Below are 21941 nucleotides of genomic sequence, written 5' to 3'. Positions count from 1 at the left end.
TCAAATCACAGTGATGACGGGCTTTTTGCGTTTACATATTTAATTACTGAAGTTAGCTTAAAGGTTCATCATAAAAAGTATCAAAAATACCTTTATAATTCATTTTTAGGTTTTTAATATTTATAGGATCTGTAGAAAGTATATTAATTACGTCCCCACTCGCTCCGAAATGAACTAAATACTTACTCGTGACAATAAAAAATACAGCATTAGAGGCACACTTATTTTTGTTGAGAAGCGCATCTATTGTATATAAAATGGTGTCATTTACTGCTACATCTTTTATTAATGCAATCTTACCAAAGCCTTCATAAAGATCAAACTCTTCACTTGTAAGTTTATATTCTTTCCAATTAACTAAGCGTATACGCTTGGATAAGTTATTAGAGATGTATTTCTTTTTATTATCGTATTCTAAAGAAATGAATAGATCAACAGTGGGATCATCCAGTGTGAGGTCATTAATAAACTTTCGAATCCCATCCACTCGAACTTCTTTAAAATAATCCGTTAAGAATCGAACACGGTTTTCCATTGACGCATTAAAATACATTGAAGAACTCCACGGTTCAGTAATGGGAACCCCAGACTTAGTATGAATAGATTTAGTCGCCAATCCTTGTGAGGTTTTTATCATATGTACCACTCCTAGTGTCTTTTGAACAGATAGTACTAGGTGAAGAGCCACCTTTCCAAGCTCCACCAATATGACCATCTATATCACGAGATATATATTCAGGTTTTCCTTTTTTGTTTCTGAAAATTGCAGCTTTACCACATGTCTCTGATATTTTAGTATAACCGAGTTTCTTTGCAGCTGTAGTTGCTTCTTTATCTGTCTTGTAAACAGGTTCAGATTTAGATGGATCCTTTTTGGGTGGCTTTTTACCCTTTTTTAAAATTATAGCTTTCTCAACTTCTTCATCTATCTTATATTCTTCTGCTTGATATTCTTCTACTATAACACCTTCATCTGATGTTTCTAATTCTTCTGCTTGATATTCTTCTACTATAACACCTTCATCTGATGTTTCTAATTCTTTTATTATCTCGAGCGCTTTCAAATCATACTCACTTTGTGTGTCTACTTCCATTTGGCTAGCATTGGTAGAGTGCAGAAACTCTTCTTCATTTGCACTAGCAAAAGGAACTGAAATAGTAGTGCTGAATAAAACTAAAAGACTTAATAAAGTAAAAATTTTTTTCATTCTTAATTACCTCCGAAATTATATTTTTGTAGAATAGGATTCTATTATTACATATATATCAAGGTAAATATAGGTATTTTTGTAATTTAATACTAAATATCTATTAGATTAAGTTCCGAAGTCATTTTTAAGTAGACTGAAAAAAGTAATAAATGTTTGTTGCATTTTGTCGGCAATAGGACCAAAAAGAAATTTTGCCACCTTTTATAGATTTGTCTACCAATTTACTGTAAGTTGTTGGTAAGGAGGTGAGATGATGCACAAATACGAATTTACTTTACATGATGGCGCTATAATCAAAATTGACAGTGAACGGAACGTTTTTACCACAGAAGCCGTTAAGATCAATGATGCTAACATGGTAGTTTTTGATGATATTGACATGGCGATTAATTTGCAACACGTTAAAGAGGTAGAGATGGATGGACTTTTATATGCAGTTGAAAAATAAAAAATAAGCCGTCCACAATTCAAATCTGTGGAGGGCTTATTTTTACTCTATAATTGTTGCAGTAATCGTAGGAAATCCTACATCATCTTTCCCTTTGTATACACCGTAAACCGTTACTTTAGACCCTTCTTGAATTTCTGCTAATGCATAATTTTCAACCGTGTACATGCCGAATCCATCTTTCTCTGTAGTCGTAACAGTGAAAGTTCCTCCAACACCTTCAGATGAAATGCCCGTTACCTCACCGCTAATAGTAACCTTTGTATTTACCTCAACCTCATCACCATTTGCTGCAACAAAATCAATTGCCGTGGCATCCTTTTTTAATTGGGTATCCAATTCAGCTTGTGTAGGTTCTGTTTTTTCTACCTGTTCCGATACATCTTTATCTGGCTCGACTTCCTCGCCGTCACTACATGCAGCTAATAATAAGGCTGATAATGCCCCAATATAAAATAACTTCTTCATACAAAGCACTTCCTTTCAATTACCATTTTAGGAAAGTATGGGTGAAAAGTATACATAAAAAAACAGATAACTTTTATTTGTCATCTGTTTTCAACAAGTTCGATTATATCCTCAATACGATTAATATCGAGTGCTTCACAGATTTTTGTGATGTGCTCTTTTTTTAAGCTCATTCTTTGGTTATGAACTAATTCACTTACAACAGCTTGTCGTAGCCCTGTCATTTTAACGAGTTCACCTTGAGTCATGTTTCGTTCTTCTAACACTTCTTTTAATTTTACTCGCATCTCCATTATTCTAATCACCTACCTTTAGAAATATTCCTATAGTCATTATAAAACATTTCCGTTTAAACGTATATATGATAATAATCAATAAAACGTTTATACGGAAAAACGGATGATTTATAGAAAAGAGGTGAAATACAAAATGGCATTCGAATACCTAGCACAATACATAACATTTAACTCAGTAACAGATATGGATAAGAGTGTGGAAAACCACATGGCCGTTCATTATTATGATTTAACAGAATCAGAGCGAGTAATCGTATTTGCTTTAGCTAGTCGTTCATTAGCTTATCCTGGCACTTGTCACTTAAAAGCTGAAACAATAGCCGAGCAAACTGGAACATCCAGAAGCACAGTAATGCGTGCAATAAAGAAATTAGTTAGCTTAAACATCATCGAAAAAGTGAAGCAAACAAAGTTGAATGGCATCAAAGGAGCTAGCATCTATCGCATTTTACCTTATGATGATACATCGAGTTTGAAACATCGAGAGACAGTCGATGAAGCTAGTAATGACGTGGCTTGCCGTCCACAATCTCAGAATCAAGCATCTAAATCTTTTAATCTTTTAAGTTCTAAACAAGCAAATAATATTATGAGTCTTGGCAATGAATTAGCTTTGCAAGCTGAAAAGAAAAAGGAATACATGAACGAGTACCAGGTAATGCTATTCGACTTCATGAATAGTTTGCTGTTAGCTGATAACTTGAAAGATGAACTACACAAGATTGTATTAGCTGCACAAGTAAATTCTGTGGATGAATTTATAAAAGCAAAGAACGTGCTATTTAAAATTGCTATGGATATTAAAGAAGGAACTTTAACTGTAACAAATACATTAAGAGCCGTGTTTGTAGGGGCGTATAACAAGGTTTTAGAGCGTTCAAAAGTTACGCCTAATAAATCTTCATCTATAGAAAAAACAGCAGATAGAGAGCGTCCAGTACCTTTCTATAACTGGCTGAATGAGCGTGATAGTCGTTCGGAGATATGTAGGAGACCAAATTTAGAAAACTGGCTTGAATGGTAATCGCTATGAACTGTAAAAATGGAGTAAAGAGATTAAGGGTTTAGGACACATTGTTGTTCATAGCGATCCCCCTTACACAGATTAGTATTTACTTATTTTATAAATCTTAAACTATTGATTATAAAGAGAGAGGTTTTATTTATGAATAAACAAATGAGTATGTTTGATATTTTGGAACAACCAAGGAAAAATGCATCCACAAATGTTAATAAACCTGTTGATAAAAAAATTGTTATTGTACCTAGCAAGATTGGATATATCGTATGTAGGTAAAGAAAAAAAGACCGCCATTTCAGGGCGGTCAGTGATACCATTTTTGATACCGTTTTGAATGAAAACGATGAAATTAAGTGAAAAATAAACTGCATTTTTATTGATTTAACTGTAGTTCCTTCTATTATATACGTTTATTTCGCTTATACTTAGTCGAGATGGAAGGTTCTATCGGCTAATATATGGACTAACTCTTGTCACAACTATGTTTGTGACAAGGGTTTTTTGTTTTTCATGGAAAATGACTTTCACAATATATTGAAATAATACTGGATTTTTTGAAGGAGACATACTAAAATGATAATGAGAATCAATATCAATTAAAAAGGAGAGTATTGTCCATGAAAAACAAGTTGCTATTTATTAGTCTCATAGCCGTATTTATGATTATCCTCGCTGGGTGTGGAGAGAAGAAGACAGCAGAGGAAAATTCGTCCACAAATACAAACGAAGAAGCAGCACAAGTACACGAAGAATCTACCAATGAAAATGGGACGAGAACAATTGAATATCTTGGAGAAAGCTATGAAGTGCCAGAAAAGGTCGAAAGAATTGTTGTCACAGGTGCAATGGAGGCCATGGAAGATATGGTCGTACTTGACGTTCATCCAGTAGGAGCAATTGCGGTTGGTGGCAAGTTCCCTGAGTTGTACGCTGCTGTTACAGACAAAGCAGAATCAATTGGTGAGAAAATCAAACCAAACTTTGAAAAAATATTAGAATTAGATCCAGATGTGATTTTAGGCTCAACGAAGTTTCCGGAGGAAGTACAAAGTAAATTAGAAAAAATCGCTCCAACAATATTAGTCTCACACATTTCAACGAATTGGGAATCTAATTTAAATTTATTAGCTGAGTTAACTGGCAAGCAAGCGGAGGCAGAAAAAATATTATCTACATATAAGGCGGATATTGAAGATGCTAAATCTACCTTAACGGCAAAACTAGAAGGTAAAAAAGTGGCGGCCATTCGAATTCGTGGTGGACAAGCTTATGTATATCCAAAAGAAGTATTTTTAAATCCTGTTCTATATGGTGAGCTAGGTTTAGAAGTACCCGGTGAGATTGCTAAGGCAAAATCACAAGAAGCTATTTCTATTGAACAACTTGCTGATATGAATCCGGATTATTTATTTGTACAATTCTCAACAGATGAAAATGCGGATGCTCCAAATGCGTTAGAAGATTTTAAAAAGAATCCAATTATCCAAAATATAAATGCCTTTAAAAATGAACAAGTATTTGTTAATGTTGTGGACCCACTAATGGAAGGTGGCCCGGCGTTTAGTCGTATTACGTTTTTAGAGGCAATCCAACAAAATCTTGATAAATAACTTATTCGGCATGAGTTCAATTGTATAGGGACTCATGCTTTTTTTTTTTGAAGGCTACATTTTTTACATGATGTTTAATTGTAGTGGAAGACTGTGTGCTATGATTATGTACATAGAGGAGGATGTCACATGATTGTAGTTGGATTAACTGGTTGGGGCGATCACCCTTCACTTTATAGTGGAGTGACTACCTCAAAGGATAAATTATTTGATTATACAGGTCATTTTTTAGTGGTGGAAGTAGATACTTCTTTTTATGCCATACCATCTAAAGAACATGTTCGCAAATGGTGTGAGGATACACCAGAGCATTTTCGTTTTGTCGTGAAGGCCTATCAAGGTATGACGGGACATTTAAGGGGAGATATTCCTTTCGAATCAAAAAATGATATGTTCAACGCTTTTATTGAATGTGCCAATGAATTTAAACGTTATGGAAAGCTAGGAATGGTTTTAGCTCAGTTTCCACCATGGTTTGATTGCCAGGCGAAAAATGTGCAATACCTATTGTATATCCGTCAACAACTAAAGGATTTCGAAGTGGCTATCGAATTTCGAAATCAAACATGGTATGCAGAAGATGTAGTACAACAGACGGTTGACTTTTTAAGGGAGCACCAATTTATTCATACGATTTGTGATGAGCCGCAGGCTGGTGTAGGGTCAGTCCCATTCTATCCTGTAGTGACAGCCGATAAAGCGCTTGTGCGTATACATGGACGAAATATACATGGTTGGCGCAACACTGGGAATGCAGAAAATTGGCGTAAAGTTCGCTTTTTATATGACTATAATAAAGAAGAATTACAGCAGCTTGCTCAGCATATTTTAAAGCTTGAGACAGAGGTCCAGGAACTTTTTATATTATTTAATAACAATTCAGGTAATCACGCAGCGAAAAACGCAAAGGAACTACAAGCTAATTTGAATATTAAAGATGTTGGGTTAGCGCCTAAACAATTAAACATGTTTGAAGGGGAATTATAATGGCGTTTATTTTATTAGTGATTATTGCATTGTTTTCTGGTCTAATAGGTTCATTAGTGGGGCTAGGTGGTGGCGTTGTACTAGTGCCAGCAACTTTATATATCGGTTTAAACCTTGGTTTGATTCCAGATATGACCCCACAAAAAGTAGTTGGTTTATCTGTCGTGATGATGATTTTCACTGGACTTGCCTCCACTTTAAGTTATATGAAATCAAAAACGGTGGATTACAAAAGTGGCTATATATTTTTTATTGGGAGTATTCCAGGCTCGATCCTCGGTGCTTGGGTTAATAAAGGATTAGATTTACCATCCTTCAATTTATACTTTGGCATCCTGCTTATTATTTTAGCGATTATTTTACTTGTACGCGACAAATTGAAGCCTGTAAAATGGTTTGTGAAAAATGGTCTGCAACAAGAATTTACTGATGTTCAAGGTACTACCTTTGTTTATGGCTATCCGATTTGGTTTGCGATTATCTTTACATTTGGGGTTGGCTTTGCCTCGGGGCTGTTTGGTATAGGTGGAGGCTCGATGATTGTGCCGGCCATGATTATTTTGTTTTTATTTCCACCGCATGTGGCAGTGGCAACATCGATGTTTTTGGTGTTTTTAACGTCTATTGTCAATTCTGCCAGCCATATATATTTTGGGCATGTTCCATGGCTTTATACAATTCCAGTGATACCAGGGGCCTATATTGGAGCAAAGCTAGGTGCTGCATTAAATAAAAGAATTAAATCAGATACGCTTGTACTCGTCCTTCGTATTATTTTATTATTATTAGGAATTCGTTCCATCGTTGAAGGGATACTGGCTTAATCTGCTATAGTAGCTAATGAAAATGAGGTGGCTTTAATGCTTGAAAAAATCCATATTTTTCACACAAATGATTTGCATAGTCATTTTAAGTATTGGCCACGAATGCAAAGCTATGTGAAAGAGATGCGTAACACTCTAGCGGGAATTGGGGAAACGAGTTATTTTTTTGATGTGGGGGATCATTTAGATCGCTCAAATATTTATACTGAAGCGACAATCGGTAAGGGGAATGTACAATTACTGAACGAGGCAGAATATGATGTAGTGACAATTGGGAACAATGAGGGCATTACATTGTCTCATAATGAGCTTTTTCATTTATATGATGATGCAAATTTTGATGTAGTCGTAGGTAATATTGATGCATATAACGGGAGAAATCCAGCCTGGCTTAAGCCCTATGTGGTGCTTACAACAGAGAAGGGAACGAAGCTAGGGATAATTGCTGCAACGGCTATGTTTGAAGTGTATTATCAGGAGTTAAATTGGCAGATGGTTGAAGCACGTAGTACACTTCTTCGTCTAGCTCATCAACTACGCAAAGAAGTTGATATTATTCTATGCTTATCACATTTAGGTATAACTGAAGATGAACTATTAGCAGAAGAGTGTCCAGAAATTGATGTCATATTCGGTTCCCATACACATCATGTCTTGCCAAATGGGAAACTTGTCAATGGTGTTTTATTGACAGGTGGAGGGAAATTTGGACAATATACAGGACATCTTGTCATCGAATATGATGAAAATATGAGGAAAATTGTTGAAAAAAAGGATACTTTAATTCATAATAAGGACTTGCCAAATATCCATAACGAGCAGCAAATTGTACAATCCTTAGAGGATGAAGGAATTAGAATATTGGATACGCCAGTATTTACGACGAAGAAATCTTATAATAAGGAATGGTTCCACTACTCACAGCTATCTGATTTATTTGCACATGCTATTTTAGAAAAAAGTGGTGCTGATTGTGCCTTATTTAATGCAGGGATTTTTTTAGATGGCCTTCCTAAAGGGACTGTGACTGCATTAGATTTGCATCGGATTTTTCCACATCCTATTAATTTATGTACAATTGAATTATCAGTTACGGAAATGAAGGAAATCTATATACAATCCGAAAATGAGGAATGGCCCTATATTGAATTAAAGGGATTAGGGTTTAGAGGCGTAATTTTTGGAAAAATATTGACGTATGGTTTCTCCATGAATGACAATCGTCAGTTATTAATTAATGGAAAGTTGGCAGATAATGATCACGTTTATAAACTCGTGACATTAGATTTGTTTACATTTGGTTATTTTTATCCAAGTTTCAAATATGCAAAGAAACAATATATATTACCGGAATTTTTACGAAACATTATGATAGATTATGGTCAGAGTTTCTTTAAGCAATAGAGATAGCTTAAAGAATAGATTGGGGAAGAAATCATGCGATTAATTTCAATCGATGTATTAAAAGAAGGAATGGTATTAGGAAGAACCATTTGGAATGAGGCAGGGCATCCGCTTTTAAAGAAGGATGTTATCATTAATGACCGTATTATTCAACGACTTCAACAGTTAAATACACATTACCTATACATTGACGATGATATTTCTGAGGGCATAGAAGTAGAAGAAACCGTGCCACCTGCGATGCGAAATAAGGTCATTACAACAATTAAAGATTCATTTCAATCCATCGATGGTTTAAATCCAGTAAATGCCTCTTATATATTAGATCAACAATCAAAGACAATTGTCTCCATTGTAGATGAACTACTTTCTGCTGTTACTGGAAATGATGAGATTTTAACCATATTAACAGATGCTTATTTATTTGATGAGTATTTATATCAACACTCGTTCCAAGTGACACTTTACTCGATAGCCATTGCCAAAGAACTTGGCTACTCCTCTGAGGATTTACGGTTAATAGGTATCGGAGCATTACTCCACGATGTAGGTAAACTAATGGTACCGAAAGATATCCTAACAAAACCAGGTCGCTTAACCAATGAAGAATTTGAAGCGATGAAAATGCACGCTCGACATGGCTTTGATTTATTACGCAACTTACATTCTATTTCACTGCTTGTGGCCCATTGTGCTTTTCAACATCATGAACGTATTGATGGAAGTGGATACCCAAGAGGGTTAGTTGACTTTGAAATTCACCCATTCGCCAAGATTATTGGTGTAGCCGATGTCTTTGACGCGGTTACCACTAATCGAGTGTATCGTGAAAAGATGCTCCCTTCGCAAGGACTAGCTATTGTAGAGGCGGGCTCTGGAACGCTATATGATGCTCGTATCGTAAAAGCGCTAAAAAGAGCTGTTGTTCATTATCCAAATGGTGTTATTCTTAAACTATCGGATGGACGACGTGGCATTGTATCGAGACAAAATCCATTGGATGCAGCATTGCCTTGGATTCGTATATTTGAGGAGCAAAATCAATTGCTCACGGCTACATATGAAATCAATTTAGTGGACTATCCAAATGTTTTGATTGAAAATGTTGAGACGGACTATGTGGTTCCTGCGAAAGTAGAATAAATTACTCCTCCTGTTCATACGTTATGGAACAGGAGGAGATTTTTTTGTTTTTCCCTCGAAAAAGGATGAAATTGCGCTCTTATAATAAACGGGGAATACGTCTTAATCGATTAACCATTTTAATTGTTAGTATGGTTGTTTGCCTTATATTATTTATTTATTATTTAAATGAACGGCTCATGCCCACATATTTGCAATATGCAGAAGTACAAACTACAAAAATTGCATCATATGTAGTAAGTAAAGCCATCAACTCACGTACGTCCAATGTATTAGATGTAAATGATATCATTGAAGATATTCCTCCAGGTAGTTCTGATATGATGACGACAAAATTTAATACGGAAATTATTAATCGTGTTCGAGCTGAGACATTAGAGCTTGTAAAAATGTATTTAGAACAGGCTGAACAAGGAGAACTATCCCATTTGCCTGAATTAGATAATGTTGAATATGATATTAACAGGATTCAGCAAGGGGATGGCATTGTCTTTTTTGTGCCACTCGGGCAAGCAGCGAATATTCCTTTGCTCGGAAATTTAGGACCGAAAATTCCTATACGATTCCATGTGATTGGAAATGTCCATAGCAATGTGACCTCATCCATTCAAGAATTTGGGATCAATAGTGCATATGTAGAGGTGGGCATTCATTTAGAAGTAAACGTCCAGATTATTGTTCCATTCGCAAGTAAATCTTCAACCGTTGCACAGGATATCCCTGTAGCGATGGGTTTAACAAGAGGTCCAGTACCGAACATCTATACCAATAGCAGTGATGCGCCTCAACCTTCCATTGAAATACCTGTCCCTTATAAATAGAAATGTTTACGGTGATAGTTGTTGGAGTTCATTTAATATGTTACATTGACAACAGTGAAGATAGTAAATATAAAAAATGCATATTTTTGATAGGGGCGATATCCGTATGACATCTTGTAAACCTACAAGCAAAGAAGAACATTTAAGAAAACCAGACTGGCTAAAAATAAAACTAAACACGAATGATGAATATAAAGGTCTTAAAAAGCTAATGCGTGAGAAAAATCTTCATACTGTTTGTGAAGAGGCTCGCTGTCCAAATATTCATGAATGCTGGGGAGAAAGACGTACTGCTACAATGATGATTCTCGGTTCGGTTTGTACACGTGCTTGTCGATTCTGTGCAGTAAAAACAGGTTTACCAAATGAATTAGATTTAGCAGAACCAGAACGCGTTGCAGATTCAGTAGCTATTATGAACCTAAAGCACGTGGTGATTACAATGGTAGCGCGTGACGATTTAAAAGATGGCGGAGCGGAAGTTTTAGCAGAAACAGTACGTGCAATTCGCCGTAAAAGTCCTTTCACATCTGTTGAGGTACTACCTTCCGATTTAGGTGGTATGAAGGAGAACCTTCAAATGTTAATGGATGCGAAGCCAGATATTTTAAATCATAACATTGAAACTGTACGCCGTTTAACACCAAGAGTACGTGCTCGTGCTAAATACGAGCGCTCTTTGGAGTTTCTTCGTCTGGCTAAAGAAATGCAACCAACTATTCCAACGAAATCATCTTTAATGATTGGTTTAGGAGAAACACACGAAGAAATTTTAGAAGTAATGGATGATTTACGAGCAAATAATGTGGATATCATGACGATTGGTCAATATTTACAGCCAACGAAAAAGCATTTAACAGTTAAAAAATATTATTCCCCAATAGAATTTGGGAAACTGCGAAAAATTGCTATGGAAAAAGGCTTTAAACATTGTGAAGCTGGCCCACTTGTACGTAGTAGTTACCATGCTGACGAACAAGTAAATGCTGCAACAAAAGAACGTCAGTTACAAGCTGAGCTCTAAGCGTCAAGGATGAACAAAAGGGTGGTGTCACTTTGATCATAGTTGAAGGATTAGAATATGAACTAATAGAAGATTTTCGTGAAGCCTTTCAGGAGGAAGCTTTTCAGGAAAGGTATTCCGATATATTAGCTAGATATGATTATATAGTAGGTGATTGGGGCTATAACCAATTACGATTAAAGGGCTTTTTTGATGATAAAAATCAAAAATCAACTTTTGATACGAAAATAAGTACGCTTCAAGATTATCTATATGAGTATTGCAATTTTGGCTGTGCTTATTTTGTTTTACGTAAAACGGGTAAAGTAACGAAACAGCCAGAAGTGTTGGATGTGAATGAGATAACAATACCAACAGACCAAGAACCTTTAGCAGAATAAAACAGAGAAACCTGATGTGTTGTCATCAGGTTTTTTTCTTTGTTATTGTTAGCTTTTGAATTATTGGGGAACAATAAGGCACAAAACAGCTTGTTAAAGGTGTGTTACGAATGAAAAGAGCCGTCTTTTTAGATCGCGATGGTGTTATTAATGAAGTATTAACGAAACGTGTGAAATTTGTCAATAAACCTAGGGATTTATACTTTTTACCACATGTTCCTGAAGCCATACGGAAATTAAATAAGCATTTTGACTATATTTTTGTTGTAACAAATCAAGGTGGCGTTGGTTTGGGCTTCATGAAGGAAAGCGATTTGCAGAAAATACATGAGCACATGGTGAAGGAGCTAAAGAAAAAAGGAGCCATTATCCATGAAGTTGTTTATTGTCCCCATAAGCCTAAGTCTGGCTGTGCCTGTAGAAAACCTAATAGTAAACTTATTGTTGATTTAGGAAAGAAATACAACGTTGATTTATCTAAATCCTATATGGTGGGCGATACGGACACAGATATTATGGCGGGAAAACAAGCAGGTACAAAGGGCGTGTTTTTAGGCGAGCAGGACCCGTTAGCAGATGCAGTATTTCCTGATTTAATGAGTGCTGCACGATGGATAATAAAGGATGCAACATCTTGAAAAATTGAGACAAAAGAAGTATAAAATTTTGAAAAAAGGATAATTTATGAGTGGAGGTGATGAGGTTGACGAAGGAGAAACGCAATAAAAAACCCCTAGACCGTGAAGAATATGGGTATGGTTTTGATATTAGTGTAGATGATTTAGGTGTTATTGGTCAAAATCAACAAGCTAAAAAGCAAAATGATAATGAAAATAAAGACAAGCCGCATAATAAAGATAATCCATCCACTTTAAATAAATAATCTACCTCAAAAGATTTCGCAGACGCCTACTGGCCAGCGGAATTTTTTTATCTTGATTTAGCAAATGTTTTCTAAATCAACTAAAGTGATCCGTCAGATGTTAGAGGAGTTTTTGGAGCATTGCCCCCTGAAGCATTATAGATGATATATAAAAAACACCCAGTAAAAAGGGTGTTAGTTCAATAATTCACGTAAATATTCTCGAAGTTCTTCTGTTTCATCCTCTGTTCGATTGTATACATGTTCTAAGTAGCCAGGCTCTTCTACATCATCAGGGCCAATAATAGCAAAGCGACCAAATTGAATATCCATGACAAGCACTTTCCCAAAGAAGCGGCCAGACTGTAATATCGCTAAATCATAACGTAACTTTTTCCCAGCAAAACTAACAAAGCGTGTTTTTGTATCTTCTACATCATCATATAAAAAAAAGCGTTCCATCTTTTAATCTCCTTCCAGTCCTATAGTTATGGTACTATAGAAGAGAAAAGACTATCAACTTTTAAAGATTTGAATGGGGGCTTTCCTTGTGTATTTTGTAGATCGTAATAAAATCACAAAAAATTTACAGTACTTAGATGGGCTATTAGCAATTTTGGAGACAGAGAATAACTGGTCTCAAAATGATATAAAGAAATTAGCTATCGAGCGAATTGGTCACAACATTATGGAGTCAATGATGGATGTAGGAAATTTAATGATAGACGGTTTCATTATGCGCGACCCAGGAAGCTACGAGGATATTATTGATATATTAGTCGATGAAAAAGTCGTAGTTGCTGAAATGGAGGCACCATATAAAGCAGTTGTTGGCTTGCGTAAAATGCTTGTACGTGAGTTTATAGAAGTAGATATCGCTGAAGTTATCCACGTCCTTACAGCGAATTTGCCAGCATTAAAGCAATTCTCGCCAGCAGTCCATAGTTATTTAACAAATGAGCTAGGTCCAGTTTCTGCATTTTTACCAGAGGATCATCAATGAGAAATTATAAGGCCTATTGCTTTGATTTAGACGGCACTGTCTACCGTGGGAAGGAAGGAATTCCTTCTGCGGTTGCTTTTATTCATCGCTTACAACAAGCAGGGATCGAGCCATTTTATGTCACAAATAATTCCTCTAAAACGCGAGAGCAACTGCAGGAAGCTTTAATGTCTATTGGTGTTAGTGCGCCACTAGAACATATTTATTCAAGTGCGTTAGTCACAGCGAAGTATATTGCACTAAATTTCGCAGGTAAAAAAGTAGCTATGATGGGCTCTGATGGTATTCGTCAGGCATTACTCAGTGAAAATATTGAGCCTGTTGAAGATGAGCCGGATGTATTTGTCATGGGAATTGATCGTACACTCGATTATATGGCACTTGCTAGAGCGACCATCTTTGTCCAAAGAGGGGCAACCTTTATTGCCACAAATCAGGATATTAAATTCCCTACAGAATATGGTTTCTTACCTGGGAATGGTTCTTTTGCTCGTTTAGTAGGAGAGGTAGCAGACGTTGATCCAATCTATATAGGGAAGCCATCACCCGCCATGCTGGAAGTGATTGCGACAGAACACAATTTTGCTAAAGAAGACATGGTTATGATTGGTGATAATTATGATACTGACATTATGTGCGGTATTAATTTTGGCTGTGATACAATTCATGTGAATACAGGCGTTACACCTACAAAGGTTGTACAAGAGAAAGAACTTCAACCTACATATGTAGTGGATGCGTTACAATAAAAAAAAGGATGTTAAGCTGATTTTTTAGCATAACATCCTTTTTATTTGTTCAAATTTATTCATATAGGCGTTTTAGGAAAACTACCATAAAGGATTTTCTTCAATAAATTGATAAATGGCTTTCGTTAACGCTTCTGGAGAATCAGCTTCTACTAATTCACCATTTACAATAGCATAAAAAGATTCTGAGCACTTTGTACAATAACTGAGGCAGCCATATTCCAAAACGTCGATATTCGGATCGCGTTCGAGTACTTCATAAGTTGCTTGAGAGCCATTTGCTAAATTACTAATACAAAATTCAACCATTGGATTCATCCATGTCACCTCACCAAAGTAATGCTACTCGGTTTTATGATTTTCGTCAATTATTTAAATTGAAGGTAAAGAATGTTTTTTTATAAAAAATAAAGGGAAAATCGTTATTAATTGCGTTAAAATCTTTCGAAATGAACATGTTTCCATTTATTTTGTGAAATCTTTCACAAATTTTCATTCTGATATTGTGAAACTTCTCACAATCGGTTATACTCGTTTGTGGATACTTTGTGAACAATTATTATAAGAGATATAAAAGGAGACTATTATGGGAAAATTAGTACTTTTAGGTGGCGGCTATGGCAATATGCGTGTCATGCTTCGTCTATTAAATAATCTGCCATTAGACAGAGAGGTAATAATAGTAGATAGAGCCCCTTTCCATAGTTTGAAAACAGAATTTTATGCACTAGCAGCAGGTACTGCAACAGATAAAGAAATTCGTGTAAGCTTCCCAGAGCATGAACGTTTAACGCCTGTATATGGAGAAATATCTGAAATTAATCGTGCGGAAAAAGTAGTTGTACTAGGAGATGGGCAACGTATTGAGTATGATGATTTAGTCGTTGGTCTTGGATGTGAAGATAAATATCATGGTGTACCAGGTGCAGAGGAGTACACATATAGCATCCAAACAATGGGGCAATCACGTGCTACACTTCAAGCGCTATGTGGTTTACCAGCTGGGTCTACAGTCGGAATTGTAGGGGCTGGCTTAAGTGGTATTGAACTTGCAAGTGAGCTACGTGAAAGTCGATCAGATTTAAAAATAAAGCTATTTGACCGTGGTCCACGTATTCTAAAGGATTTCCCTGAAAAACTAAGTAAGTATGTAAAGGATTGGTTTGTGAAGAATAACGTTGATGTCATTGCCAATTCCAACATTACGAAAGTGGAGCCAGGTAAAATTTTTAATCATGAAGAAGAAATTTTACTCGATAAGGTTGTATGGACTGCGGGTGTACAGCCTGTAAAAATCGTACGTGATTTGGATGTTGAAAAGGATAAACAAGATCGCCCATTAGTAACACAGTACTTTAATGTGCTTGACGATGAACATGTATATGTTGTTGGAGATTGTGCTTCTTCAGATTTACCTCCAACTGCGCAGTTAGCAGAGGAACAGGCGGAGCTAATTGTAAAAGTGCTTCGTATGCGCTGGAAGGGTGAACATTTACCTGAAAAAATGCCAGATATTAAATTAAAAGGTTTCATGGGAGCTCTTGGTAAAAAACAAGGCTTTGTGTATTTGGCAGATACAACAGTAACAGGACGTATCGCTCGTTTAATGAAATCAGGATTATTATGGTATTATAAACGTCAAAATGATTAATTAGTAAAAGGGATTGTTTCAATTTGAAACAATCCCTTGGCTTTGATTATACCGTCTCGTCTGGGACAAAACCTAAATTTTCAAGTGCTGTGAAGACAGGTTTTAACTGTACATAGCCTTCACCAACGACTTCATTATTGATGAGGACAAGTGGGTAGAAAAATTCATCCTCTTGGATACGAGCCGCATAGTCTTGGTCACGTTCATTCTCAATTGGACCTTCGATATCGATATAACGAATATCATATTGTTGATCTGGGTATTTTCGGTCAATGGCTGCTTGTAGCCACTCATATGTATCTTTGGAAGATGGAGCATTGACACAGCTAGCGCAAATAACAGCTGTTCCATAAATTTCAATCATAGGTTTAGTTGGTTGCATCGTATTTTCTCTCCTTGTGATTCAATATTGGATTTTTTCTGTTGCTAACATTATAATCATTATAAGGAAAGGAGTCGAGATAAAATGACAGAAGCAACAATTAACGACCAAGTACAAGAGGTATTAGATAAATTACGTCCATTCTTACTACGTGACGGTGGAGACTGTGAATTAGTAGATGTTGAGGATGGCGTTGTAAAATTACGTTTATTAGGTGCTTGTGGCAGTTGCCCAAGTTCTACAATAACATTAAAAGCTGGTATTGAACGCGCATTATTAGAGGAAGTACCTGGTATTGTGGAAGTAGAGCAAGTATTCTAAGTCATTATAAAAAGTTCTAGCTGAATTTCAGACTAGAACTTTTTTCTTTATTCTATATATGACGCGCATGTTCTTTTTCTTCTCGGATAATAGCCCATTGTTCTTTCGCCATATCCACAATCTTTGCCTCGCCACCGCTACTTTGTTTTTCAATAACTCTAGAAAAGAAGCGTGTTGCATTTTCAATGTCCCCGATTCTTCTTGATAATTCTGCAATCATATACATGATCCGTACAGCAGACATTTGTGTGGAGCTGTAATCCTCTGTTGAATACGATTCCATATAATGATCCCGCGCTAATTTCATAAAGCGCTCCTCTTGCCCACCATTTTTTAGCGAGCGGTAGAGCCAAGCAAGACGCAAAGCTAAACCAGCAATAGCGACATTTTTTTCTTTTTTAATCGTACCGCAGAGAAAAGCTAGTTTATAAGCTTGTATGGCCTGAAAAACAGTACGTTCTCCTTTAAAATCATGATGCACCCATTTTTTCGTAATTTGAGTGTGAATTTCATCTTGTATACCTGGAGCAAAATATTTAGTAAAGTCTTCCGTAAAGGAAAAGCCACAATGCTCACAAACGTAGACATTGTAATAAAGGGCATTCACATCATCTGCGTAAATAGGGTGGAAATCGGTTTCTGTATGGTCTACTTTAATAAATTTGGAACGAACTTTTAACGTTGGAAAATCTTTTTTACAATTCAAACAATGAATTTGTTTTTCATAATATGGTGAAATATCCATATATATTACCCCCTAGATAGAAGTCGTTGTAACTATTATACCAATAGGACGTTTAGAAACATGAATAAAAAATACTAAAAATGTGAAAAATATTAGAATTATCCCTAAAAATCGACTTGAAGCTGAATGTTTGTCATACATTGGTCAAAATTGATATGATAATACGTAAGAAGGAAGGTGATTGGGATGACAAGTACAAAGCAAGTTATTGAAATTACACAAGCTGCTGGCTTTCATATTAATGAAATGATGGAGCATAATGAAGAGAAAGGCTCTTTTTTACGTGTAGTAGTAAACGGTGGTGGCTGTAGTGGGCTATCCTATGGCATGCACTTTGATCAAGAGAAAAAAGAGGACGACTTTGAAGATGTGCAGCATGGTTTAACAATTCTTGTTTCCCGTGAAGATGCGCCGATTTTGATGGGAACAAAAATTGACTATAAACAATCGCTAATGGGCGGTGGCTTCACAATCGATAATCCAAATGCCATTGCATCATGTGGTTGCGGTACGTCTTTCAAAACAGCAAAACGTGAAGGTTCGCCTGAGGTTTGTGAATAAAATAAATTTTATGTAGGGGTGTAAATAACAGCAGTTTACACAACCCTAAAAAGATGGTATTTAGGATTGTAGATACCAAGCCTTTTTGATTTGTATGTTGCAAAAACATAACAAATTGAGGAGGCTTTTTTGTTTGGTCTTTAAAAGAAGTATTTGATACGATGAGATTAAAATCGTTTCACCCATTAGTTAGCTGACAATATGACAGCAATCTCTTAGAAATATTTAGCGAGAATGTGAGGTTTGGAAATGGGATAGAGGAATCAATCACACAGGATATTTAATCATTGCTATATGAAGCTAAAGGAGTGTTCTTATGAAAGTGTGGAGTATAATAAAAGGGCTTATGTTTTTATGCACTAGCCCCTAAATAACGTATGATGGTATGGTTTTGATTGTAGAAAAGGAGATAATGCCCCAAATGTTTATTTATTCATCTCTTTTTTCTGTTTCTTATCAAGAATTTTAAATAAGAAGAACAGTAGACTACAAGAAAAAACTATCGACATTACACTTTTAATCGCACGCATTACAAAGGTATCAGTAGGGAAACCGAATAAAATATATCCCAAACAATACATCCACGATACAACTATAAATACTTTGAAAAAATTATTTTTCATGATATAGTCTCCCTTAAAAGAATTACCCTATTCCTGACTAGCTGAAATTTAATTACAGAGAGTCGCAATTTAGTAAAGTCTAAGCTCAATCGTTTCAACTTTGAGTTAGCTAATCAATTGTAGCAACCCCTAAAAGCTTTTAACGAGCATGTTGTGTGGGCTTTGATGGGCGAAATGTAAAGCAACAGGAGCGGTTCTGAAGGCGTAACAAAAGGACTTGAATGTCATATTACTCACAAGCCCTATCTTAAAAAGTTAAGGTATATCGTTTCGATTCTTTGATTAGGAATAGTAGTCCCCGATTAAATATTAAATAAGCCGAAAAAACCAGTTACTATCGTTAAAAATACTACGCTAATCATAAACAGCATTTCTGCGAGAGTGGCAACAAAGTCTTTTTTATTTTCTGCGTATTTCCACTCCATAATTGCACGTAACGATTCAGATGTTATGACAAAGGCAATTAAGATAAACCATGTTTCAAAATACCAATAAACTCCCAAAATATCGTTGTAATTTGTATGAAACGTACTTATGAATAGTAGACCTGTAAAAGTTAATCGTACTGACCAATCTAGTTTTTTATGTTTTTCGTTTAAGTGATTATAAGAAAACCATTTCTTTCTTCCGACACCTAACAATTTTCGAATTACAATTCCAAAAATACTAATTATTAAAATTAGCACAATTAGAAAAAGTAATAGTGTTCCTAGTTCACTTTTATTCAATTTCATTCACCTCTCAAATCCAGCCACTTCTTACCTACTTAAAATTCTATTTATAGAAAATCATAACATACAGAAGATGTATTTGGTAATATAATGGTAAATACAAGAATGGTGAAAATGACAGTTACAGGAATCTACACAATAAGGGTTAATTTTTTTCCGTAATAAAGAGGCGATAAAGGAGAAAAGAGAATGGATCTAATAGTTAGAGAAGCATTAGTTTCTGATTCAGAACAAATGTTAAAAATTCAACTGCAAGCTTTAGCAGAGCAGAAATATTTATTAACTACACTTGAGGAGTTTAATCAAACTATTGAAGAGCAAGAGAAATGGATTGAACAAAAACAAGAAAATGAACGTGATGTGATTTTCGTTGCTGAATTAGAAGGAGAAATAGTGGGATGGTTAATGTTCCAATCACCACCCCAAAAACGAATTTCCCATACAGGAACATTTGGAATGGTGGTCGCTTCCAACATAAGAGGTCAAGGAGTAGGCACTTTATTGTTAACTAAGTTAATTGATTGGGCAACTGTTAATCCATTTATTGAGAAAGTTTGTTTAGGTGTTTTTTCAACAAATGAAAAGCTATTAAACTATATCAGAAAATGGGCTTTCTTGAAGAAGGTCGTAAAGTTCGAGAAGTTAAATTAGATAATGGTGAATACATCGACGACATATTGATGTATAGATTTGTTAAATAACTACTGGAAACTTGTTAAGCACTATGAAGTTGAAATAAATATTGTATAGTTCCTACTGTCTTTTACTTTTTTTAGTGTTAGACAGTAGGTATAAACTCTCCGTTAACTCCTGTCAGTGTAACTATTCAGTTATCAACAAAATCGTTACTTCTGGAGTCTAGGTGAAAACACACTTTTTATCGCACTTATTATGCCGGACACGAGCAATACAATACCAAAAAAGACAGTAAATAAATTTAAATGTGGTGTTTCATAAAAAGTAAACCACTCTTTGAAAATAAAAGCCTCAATAATTTTTCAAAATAACATCCCATCATATCTCTAGTAGTAGGTATCCAGGAGATTAAGAGTAAAGGTTTTGTATAAAGAGTTGTTGTAAGATAAGCCCGTAACAGATGTTTGTTGGCTAGTATGATAAAGTTTTAAATAGAATAATCATCGTTATATACCTGTTACATTATCAATCGTTGTAGATGCCCCATTGATTTGAATATCAATCGTATCGTAGTTAGGGTCTAATGTTAACTTAAAGACATGCTGTTCCATCGGGTTATCTTGTTGATTCGTAACATCTAACTTGACTATTAATGTGTCATCTTGTGTTTCAAGGTTTGCTGAAACGGTTCCTTTTGAGCGAAAAACGATATAAGAAATACCCTTACCATTATTGATCATTTGAAGTGTACTATTTTCTTCAATGACCGCTTGCACTTTTTTTGGAACTCTCTCTATTTTACTTATACTTAACGACGATGAATGGCATGCTGTTAAAATTAATACGACCAATATAAATAATAACTTTTTCAATGTATATCCCTCCTTGCAATTGACGTTCCTTGGTTTTATTGACTGAAAATTGCATCTATACGTTAATTGTAACAAGAATTGGATTATAAATGGAAGTTTTATTGTTTAGTCAACAGTAGCACCTAGTGCGTTAGGCGTTTTAGCGGAGCTGAGGAACAATACACACAGGGTCTTAAATTATGGCTACGACGAGTAAAAAAACAAAAGGACGTGCATATCTGGAAGTCTTTCAAATACGCATGTCCATTTCTATTTAAAATCTCATTACATTTCTGTTTGTTCATCTTGTCATATCACTGGGGAAATTAACTTACCTGTTACTACATCGTGAATACCTAAAATTTATAATACCAAAAGATAGCAATCTCATTGGCACATGGAAAGTTTGAATAAAGCATTGTATCAACTGCACCTATTACAAAGTGATTTTTGGCATAAAAATAACAAGCTGAAACGTTAATATCTTGTGTTTCAAGCATAAGACCACAAAAGTTGTTTTCCTTTGCCCACTCAATTGCTTTGTTTAGTAATGCAGTGCCAACACCATTTTTTCTATAAGCTTTGGCAACAGCAATGTCCTCAATAAGTGCATATCCATTCCAATTCGAGCAAATCTTAATCTGGCCAACGCAGTTGTATTCAATGTAGTAAAAAAATACAACTTTCCCCTCTTCTGTAACATAACTAATATCAATTTCATCATCTTCATATTTCTTGAAGTAAGGGTCAGAAAATATCTCCTCTGTATAAGTCCAAACCTTATTTTTATATGTCGGTATAATCCTTCCAGAAACAATAAAACCTTCATTGGATTTATTGAAATCTTTCATATTTAATGGGGTCATTTTAATGATCATCTTAATCTCCTTCACCTGTAGGTAATACTAATACCTTTAAAATGAAAACTTCCCTTTCTAAAGACTTTTATAATCCTAACTGCACATCCGATCTCTTCATTCCTATGTAGATAAATAATAATAACTGAATATTAGATCTATTTTAAAGTGTAACAGGTTATAATCGATTGTGGTAGGAGTATGGTAAATGCTTATTGGTAGTGGGGCGTTGCTAATTAATTAAGGAGATGATCATAATACAAACATTTAAAGTTATTTGTGGTGCAGGGAGTCCCAATTGGTGGTACCTTTCAAACAAGTTGTGAAAGTTT

General features: G+C 35.4%; 30 protein-coding genes. 18 read left to right on the top strand and 12 right to left on the bottom strand.

The window, feature by feature from the left end:
- Nucleotides 1–52 precede the first annotated feature (52 nt).
- Together AO843_RS08425 and AO843_RS25565 are read right to left on the bottom strand one after the other, a co-directional pair.
- Nucleotides 53–637 (bottom strand): hypothetical protein, encoded by a 585-nt coding sequence (locus AO843_RS08425; RefSeq protein WP_036166835.1) that lies wholly within the window; start codon nucleotides 635–637, stop codon nucleotides 53–55.
- The gene (locus AO843_RS25565; protein WP_054610676.1) at nucleotides 606–1208 is read right to left on the bottom strand and encodes a toxin C-terminal domain-containing protein; all 603 of its coding nucleotides are present in this window, start codon (nucleotides 1206–1208) and stop codon (nucleotides 606–608) included. Before AO843_RS25565 ends, AO843_RS08425 begins: the two co-directional genes overlap by 32 nt.
- A gap of 253 nt (nucleotides 1209–1461) precedes the next feature.
- Here AO843_RS25565 and AO843_RS08415 point away from each other — a divergent pair, with 253 nt between their 5' ends.
- Nucleotides 1462–1659, top strand: a complete 198-nt coding sequence (locus AO843_RS08415; RefSeq protein ID WP_197278896.1) for a hypothetical protein — start codon at nucleotides 1462–1464, stop codon at nucleotides 1657–1659.
- 42 nt (nucleotides 1660–1701) lie between these two features.
- Here AO843_RS08415 and AO843_RS08410 read toward each other — a convergent pair whose 3' ends face one another.
- Nucleotides 1702–2127 (bottom strand): hypothetical protein, encoded by a 426-nt coding sequence (locus AO843_RS08410; protein ID WP_054610674.1) that lies wholly within the window; start codon nucleotides 2125–2127, stop codon nucleotides 1702–1704.
- 80 nt (nucleotides 2128–2207) lie between these two features.
- Nucleotides 2208–2420, bottom strand: coding sequence for a helix-turn-helix domain-containing protein (locus AO843_RS08405; protein ID WP_054610673.1), 213 nt, complete (start codon nucleotides 2418–2420; stop codon nucleotides 2208–2210).
- Nucleotides 2421–2556: 136 nt separating this feature from the next.
- On the opposite strand from AO843_RS08405, the gene AO843_RS08400 reads away from it, so the two are divergent.
- The 11 genes from AO843_RS08400 to AO843_RS08350 all read left to right on the top strand — a co-directional run bounded on the left by AO843_RS08400 (nucleotide 2557) and on the right by AO843_RS08350 (nucleotide 12520).
- Nucleotides 2557–3447 carry a helix-turn-helix domain-containing protein gene (locus AO843_RS08400; protein ID WP_082389421.1) on the top strand — a complete coding sequence of 297 codons (891 nt, stop codon included), beginning with the start codon at nucleotides 2557–2559 and terminating at the stop codon, nucleotides 3445–3447.
- Nucleotides 3448–4061: 614 nt separating this feature from the next.
- Nucleotides 4062–5054, top strand: coding sequence for an ABC transporter substrate-binding protein (locus AO843_RS08395; protein WP_054610672.1), 993 nt, complete (start codon nucleotides 4062–4064; stop codon nucleotides 5052–5054).
- A gap of 129 nt (nucleotides 5055–5183) precedes the next feature.
- Nucleotides 5184–6041, top strand: coding sequence for a DUF72 domain-containing protein (locus tag AO843_RS08390; protein ID WP_054610671.1), 858 nt, complete (start codon nucleotides 5184–5186; stop codon nucleotides 6039–6041).
- The gene (locus AO843_RS08385) at nucleotides 6041–6865 is read left to right on the top strand and encodes a sulfite exporter TauE/SafE family protein (protein WP_054610670.1); all 825 of its coding nucleotides are present in this window, start codon (nucleotides 6041–6043) and stop codon (nucleotides 6863–6865) included. Before AO843_RS08390 ends, AO843_RS08385 begins: the two co-directional genes overlap by 1 nt.
- Before the next feature lie 36 nt (nucleotides 6866–6901).
- Complete coding sequence (locus AO843_RS08380) at nucleotides 6902–8269, top strand: bifunctional metallophosphatase/5'-nucleotidase (protein WP_054610669.1); 1368 nt, start codon at nucleotides 6902–6904, stop codon at nucleotides 8267–8269.
- Nucleotides 8270–8302: 33 nt separating this feature from the next.
- On the top strand, nucleotides 8303–9412 hold the full coding sequence (locus tag AO843_RS08375) for an HD-GYP domain-containing protein (protein ID WP_054610668.1): 1110 nt from the start codon (nucleotides 8303–8305) through the stop codon (nucleotides 9410–9412).
- Between the two features lie 23 nt (nucleotides 9413–9435).
- On the top strand, nucleotides 9436–10233 hold the full coding sequence (gene yunB, locus AO843_RS08370; RefSeq protein WP_054610667.1) for a sporulation protein YunB: 798 nt from the start codon (nucleotides 9436–9438) through the stop codon (nucleotides 10231–10233).
- Between the two features lie 106 nt (nucleotides 10234–10339).
- Nucleotides 10340–11257, top strand: a complete 918-nt coding sequence (lipA, locus tag AO843_RS08365) for a lipoyl synthase (RefSeq protein WP_054610666.1) — start codon at nucleotides 10340–10342, stop codon at nucleotides 11255–11257.
- Between the two features lie 32 nt (nucleotides 11258–11289).
- Nucleotides 11290–11637, top strand: a complete 348-nt coding sequence (locus tag AO843_RS08360) for a YutD family protein (RefSeq protein ID WP_054610665.1) — start codon at nucleotides 11290–11292, stop codon at nucleotides 11635–11637.
- A gap of 110 nt (nucleotides 11638–11747) precedes the next feature.
- On the top strand, nucleotides 11748–12275 hold the full coding sequence (locus AO843_RS08355; protein ID WP_054610664.1) for a D-glycero-alpha-D-manno-heptose-1,7-bisphosphate 7-phosphatase: 528 nt from the start codon (nucleotides 11748–11750) through the stop codon (nucleotides 12273–12275).
- A gap of 59 nt (nucleotides 12276–12334) precedes the next feature.
- Nucleotides 12335–12520, top strand: coding sequence for a hypothetical protein (locus tag AO843_RS08350; protein WP_197278895.1), 186 nt, complete (start codon nucleotides 12335–12337; stop codon nucleotides 12518–12520).
- A 174-nt stretch (nucleotides 12521–12694) separates the two neighbouring features.
- Here AO843_RS08350 and AO843_RS08345 read toward each other — a convergent pair whose 3' ends face one another.
- Nucleotides 12695–12961 (bottom strand): DUF3055 domain-containing protein, encoded by a 267-nt coding sequence (locus tag AO843_RS08345; RefSeq protein ID WP_008178058.1) that lies wholly within the window; start codon nucleotides 12959–12961, stop codon nucleotides 12695–12697.
- Nucleotides 12962–13049: 88 nt separating this feature from the next.
- Between AO843_RS08345 and AO843_RS08340 the strand changes: the two genes are divergently transcribed.
- Together AO843_RS08340 and AO843_RS08335 are read left to right on the top strand one after the other, a co-directional pair.
- Nucleotides 13050–13502, top strand: a complete 453-nt coding sequence (locus AO843_RS08340; RefSeq protein WP_054610662.1) for a DUF86 domain-containing protein — start codon at nucleotides 13050–13052, stop codon at nucleotides 13500–13502.
- Nucleotides 13499–14251, top strand: coding sequence for a TIGR01457 family HAD-type hydrolase (locus AO843_RS08335; protein ID WP_054610661.1), 753 nt, complete (start codon nucleotides 13499–13501; stop codon nucleotides 14249–14251). The genes AO843_RS08340 and AO843_RS08335 overlap by 4 nt, the downstream gene beginning before the upstream one ends.
- Nucleotides 14252–14332: 81 nt before the next feature.
- On the opposite strand, the gene AO843_RS08330 is transcribed toward AO843_RS08335, so the two are convergent.
- Nucleotides 14333–14569 carry a YuzB family protein gene (locus AO843_RS08330; protein WP_008178065.1) on the bottom strand — a complete coding sequence of 79 codons (237 nt, stop codon included), beginning with the start codon at nucleotides 14567–14569 and terminating at the stop codon, nucleotides 14333–14335.
- Nucleotides 14570–14837: 268 nt separating this feature from the next.
- On the opposite strand from AO843_RS08330, the gene AO843_RS08325 reads away from it, so the two are divergent.
- Complete coding sequence (locus AO843_RS08325; RefSeq protein WP_054610660.1) at nucleotides 14838–15902, top strand: NAD(P)/FAD-dependent oxidoreductase; 1065 nt, start codon at nucleotides 14838–14840, stop codon at nucleotides 15900–15902.
- 46 nt (nucleotides 15903–15948) lie between these two features.
- On the opposite strand, the gene AO843_RS08320 is transcribed toward AO843_RS08325, so the two are convergent.
- Nucleotides 15949–16284 carry a YuzD family protein gene (locus tag AO843_RS08320; RefSeq protein ID WP_054610659.1) on the bottom strand — a complete coding sequence of 112 codons (336 nt, stop codon included), beginning with the start codon at nucleotides 16282–16284 and terminating at the stop codon, nucleotides 15949–15951.
- Between the two features lie 84 nt (nucleotides 16285–16368).
- On the opposite strand from AO843_RS08320, the gene AO843_RS08315 reads away from it, so the two are divergent.
- On the top strand, nucleotides 16369–16605 hold the full coding sequence (locus AO843_RS08315; protein WP_054610658.1) for a NifU family protein: 237 nt from the start codon (nucleotides 16369–16371) through the stop codon (nucleotides 16603–16605).
- Between the two features lie 52 nt (nucleotides 16606–16657).
- On the opposite strand, the gene AO843_RS08310 is transcribed toward AO843_RS08315, so the two are convergent.
- The gene (locus tag AO843_RS08310) at nucleotides 16658–17350 is read right to left on the bottom strand and encodes a DUF2225 domain-containing protein (RefSeq protein ID WP_054610657.1); all 693 of its coding nucleotides are present in this window, start codon (nucleotides 17348–17350) and stop codon (nucleotides 16658–16660) included.
- A gap of 186 nt (nucleotides 17351–17536) precedes the next feature.
- Between AO843_RS08310 and AO843_RS08305 the strand changes: the two genes are divergently transcribed.
- Nucleotides 17537–17911, top strand: a complete 375-nt coding sequence (locus tag AO843_RS08305) for a HesB/IscA family protein (protein ID WP_054610656.1) — start codon at nucleotides 17537–17539, stop codon at nucleotides 17909–17911.
- A gap of 925 nt (nucleotides 17912–18836) precedes the next feature.
- Here the strand turns inward: AO843_RS08305 and AO843_RS08295 are convergent.
- Nucleotides 18837–19262 (bottom strand): DUF4181 domain-containing protein, encoded by a 426-nt coding sequence (locus tag AO843_RS08295; protein ID WP_054610654.1) that lies wholly within the window; start codon nucleotides 19260–19262, stop codon nucleotides 18837–18839.
- Nucleotides 19263–19454: 192 nt separating this feature from the next.
- Between AO843_RS08295 and AO843_RS08290 the strand changes: the two genes are divergently transcribed.
- On the top strand, nucleotides 19455–19916 hold the full coding sequence (locus AO843_RS08290; protein WP_369814416.1) for a GNAT family N-acetyltransferase: 462 nt from the start codon (nucleotides 19455–19457) through the stop codon (nucleotides 19914–19916).
- A gap of 194 nt (nucleotides 19917–20110) precedes the next feature.
- On the opposite strand, the gene AO843_RS23960 is transcribed toward AO843_RS08290, so the two are convergent.
- The 3 genes from AO843_RS23960 to satA form a co-directional block, all read right to left on the bottom strand.
- Nucleotides 20111–20257: a YfzA family protein gene (locus AO843_RS23960; protein WP_255350369.1), complete on the bottom strand. Its 147-nt coding sequence runs from the start codon at nucleotides 20255–20257 to the stop codon at nucleotides 20111–20113.
- Nucleotides 20258–20407: 150 nt separating this feature from the next.
- Complete coding sequence (locus tag AO843_RS08285) at nucleotides 20408–20773, bottom strand: hypothetical protein (protein ID WP_054610653.1); 366 nt, start codon at nucleotides 20771–20773, stop codon at nucleotides 20408–20410.
- A gap of 335 nt (nucleotides 20774–21108) precedes the next feature.
- On the bottom strand, nucleotides 21109–21630 hold the full coding sequence (satA, locus tag AO843_RS08280) for a streptothricin N-acetyltransferase SatA (protein WP_054610652.1): 522 nt from the start codon (nucleotides 21628–21630) through the stop codon (nucleotides 21109–21111).
- Nucleotides 21631–21941: the final 311 nt, after the last annotated feature.

Origin of the sequence: Lysinibacillus sp. ZYM-1, assembly GCF_001308875.1 — a bacterium.
Lineage (GTDB): Bacteria > Bacillota > Bacilli > Bacillales_A > Planococcaceae > Lysinibacillus.
Note: the sequence above shows the minus strand (reverse complement) of the source record. Positions and strands in the feature narration are given on the sequence as shown.

Excerpts from the sequence above, each read along its gene's own strand:
- AO843_RS08425 (WP_036166835.1), bottom strand. The coding sequence starts at position 637 with ATGATAAAAACCTCACAAGGATTGGCGACTAAATCTATTCATACTAAG.
- AO843_RS25565 (WP_054610676.1), bottom strand. The coding sequence starts at position 1,208 with ATGAAAAAAATTTTTACTTTATTAAGTCTTTTAGTTTTATTCAGCACT.
- AO843_RS08415 (WP_197278896.1), top strand. The coding sequence starts at position 1,462 with ATGATGCACAAATACGAATTTACTTTACATGATGGCGCTATAATCAAA.
- AO843_RS08410 (WP_054610674.1), bottom strand. The coding sequence starts at position 2,127 with ATGAAGAAGTTATTTTATATTGGGGCATTATCAGCCTTATTATTAGCT.
- AO843_RS08405 (WP_054610673.1), bottom strand. The coding sequence starts at position 2,420 with ATGGAGATGCGAGTAAAATTAAAAGAAGTGTTAGAAGAACGAAACATG.
- AO843_RS08400 (WP_082389421.1), top strand. The coding sequence starts at position 2,557 with ATGGCATTCGAATACCTAGCACAATACATAACATTTAACTCAGTAACA.
- AO843_RS08395 (WP_054610672.1), top strand. The coding sequence starts at position 4,062 with ATGAAAAACAAGTTGCTATTTATTAGTCTCATAGCCGTATTTATGATT.
- AO843_RS08390 (WP_054610671.1), top strand. The coding sequence starts at position 5,184 with ATGATTGTAGTTGGATTAACTGGTTGGGGCGATCACCCTTCACTTTAT.
- AO843_RS08385 (WP_054610670.1), top strand. The coding sequence starts at position 6,041 with ATGGCGTTTATTTTATTAGTGATTATTGCATTGTTTTCTGGTCTAATA.
- AO843_RS08380 (WP_054610669.1), top strand. The coding sequence starts at position 6,902 with ATGCTTGAAAAAATCCATATTTTTCACACAAATGATTTGCATAGTCAT.
- AO843_RS08375 (WP_054610668.1), top strand. The coding sequence starts at position 8,303 with ATGCGATTAATTTCAATCGATGTATTAAAAGAAGGAATGGTATTAGGA.
- yunB (WP_054610667.1), top strand. The coding sequence starts at position 9,436 with ATGGAACAGGAGGAGATTTTTTTGTTTTTCCCTCGAAAAAGGATGAAA.
- lipA (WP_054610666.1), top strand. The coding sequence starts at position 10,340 with ATGACATCTTGTAAACCTACAAGCAAAGAAGAACATTTAAGAAAACCA.
- AO843_RS08355 (WP_054610664.1), top strand. The coding sequence starts at position 11,748 with ATGAAAAGAGCCGTCTTTTTAGATCGCGATGGTGTTATTAATGAAGTA.
- AO843_RS08350 (WP_197278895.1), top strand. The coding sequence starts at position 12,335 with ATGAGGTTGACGAAGGAGAAACGCAATAAAAAACCCCTAGACCGTGAA.
- AO843_RS08345 (WP_008178058.1), bottom strand. The coding sequence starts at position 12,961 with ATGGAACGCTTTTTTTTATATGATGATGTAGAAGATACAAAAACACGC.
- AO843_RS08335 (WP_054610661.1), top strand. The coding sequence starts at position 13,499 with ATGAGAAATTATAAGGCCTATTGCTTTGATTTAGACGGCACTGTCTAC.
- AO843_RS08330 (WP_008178065.1), bottom strand. The coding sequence starts at position 14,569 with ATGAATCCAATGGTTGAATTTTGTATTAGTAATTTAGCAAATGGCTCT.
- AO843_RS08325 (WP_054610660.1), top strand. The coding sequence starts at position 14,838 with ATGGGAAAATTAGTACTTTTAGGTGGCGGCTATGGCAATATGCGTGTC.
- AO843_RS08320 (WP_054610659.1), bottom strand. The coding sequence starts at position 16,284 with ATGCAACCAACTAAACCTATGATTGAAATTTATGGAACAGCTGTTATT.
- AO843_RS08315 (WP_054610658.1), top strand. The coding sequence starts at position 16,369 with ATGACAGAAGCAACAATTAACGACCAAGTACAAGAGGTATTAGATAAA.
- AO843_RS08310 (WP_054610657.1), bottom strand. The coding sequence starts at position 17,350 with ATGGATATTTCACCATATTATGAAAAACAAATTCATTGTTTGAATTGT.
- AO843_RS08305 (WP_054610656.1), top strand. The coding sequence starts at position 17,537 with ATGACAAGTACAAAGCAAGTTATTGAAATTACACAAGCTGCTGGCTTT.
- AO843_RS08290 (WP_369814416.1), top strand. The coding sequence starts at position 19,455 with ATGGATCTAATAGTTAGAGAAGCATTAGTTTCTGATTCAGAACAAATG.
- satA (WP_054610652.1), bottom strand. The coding sequence starts at position 21,630 with ATGATCATTAAAATGACCCCATTAAATATGAAAGATTTCAATAAATCC.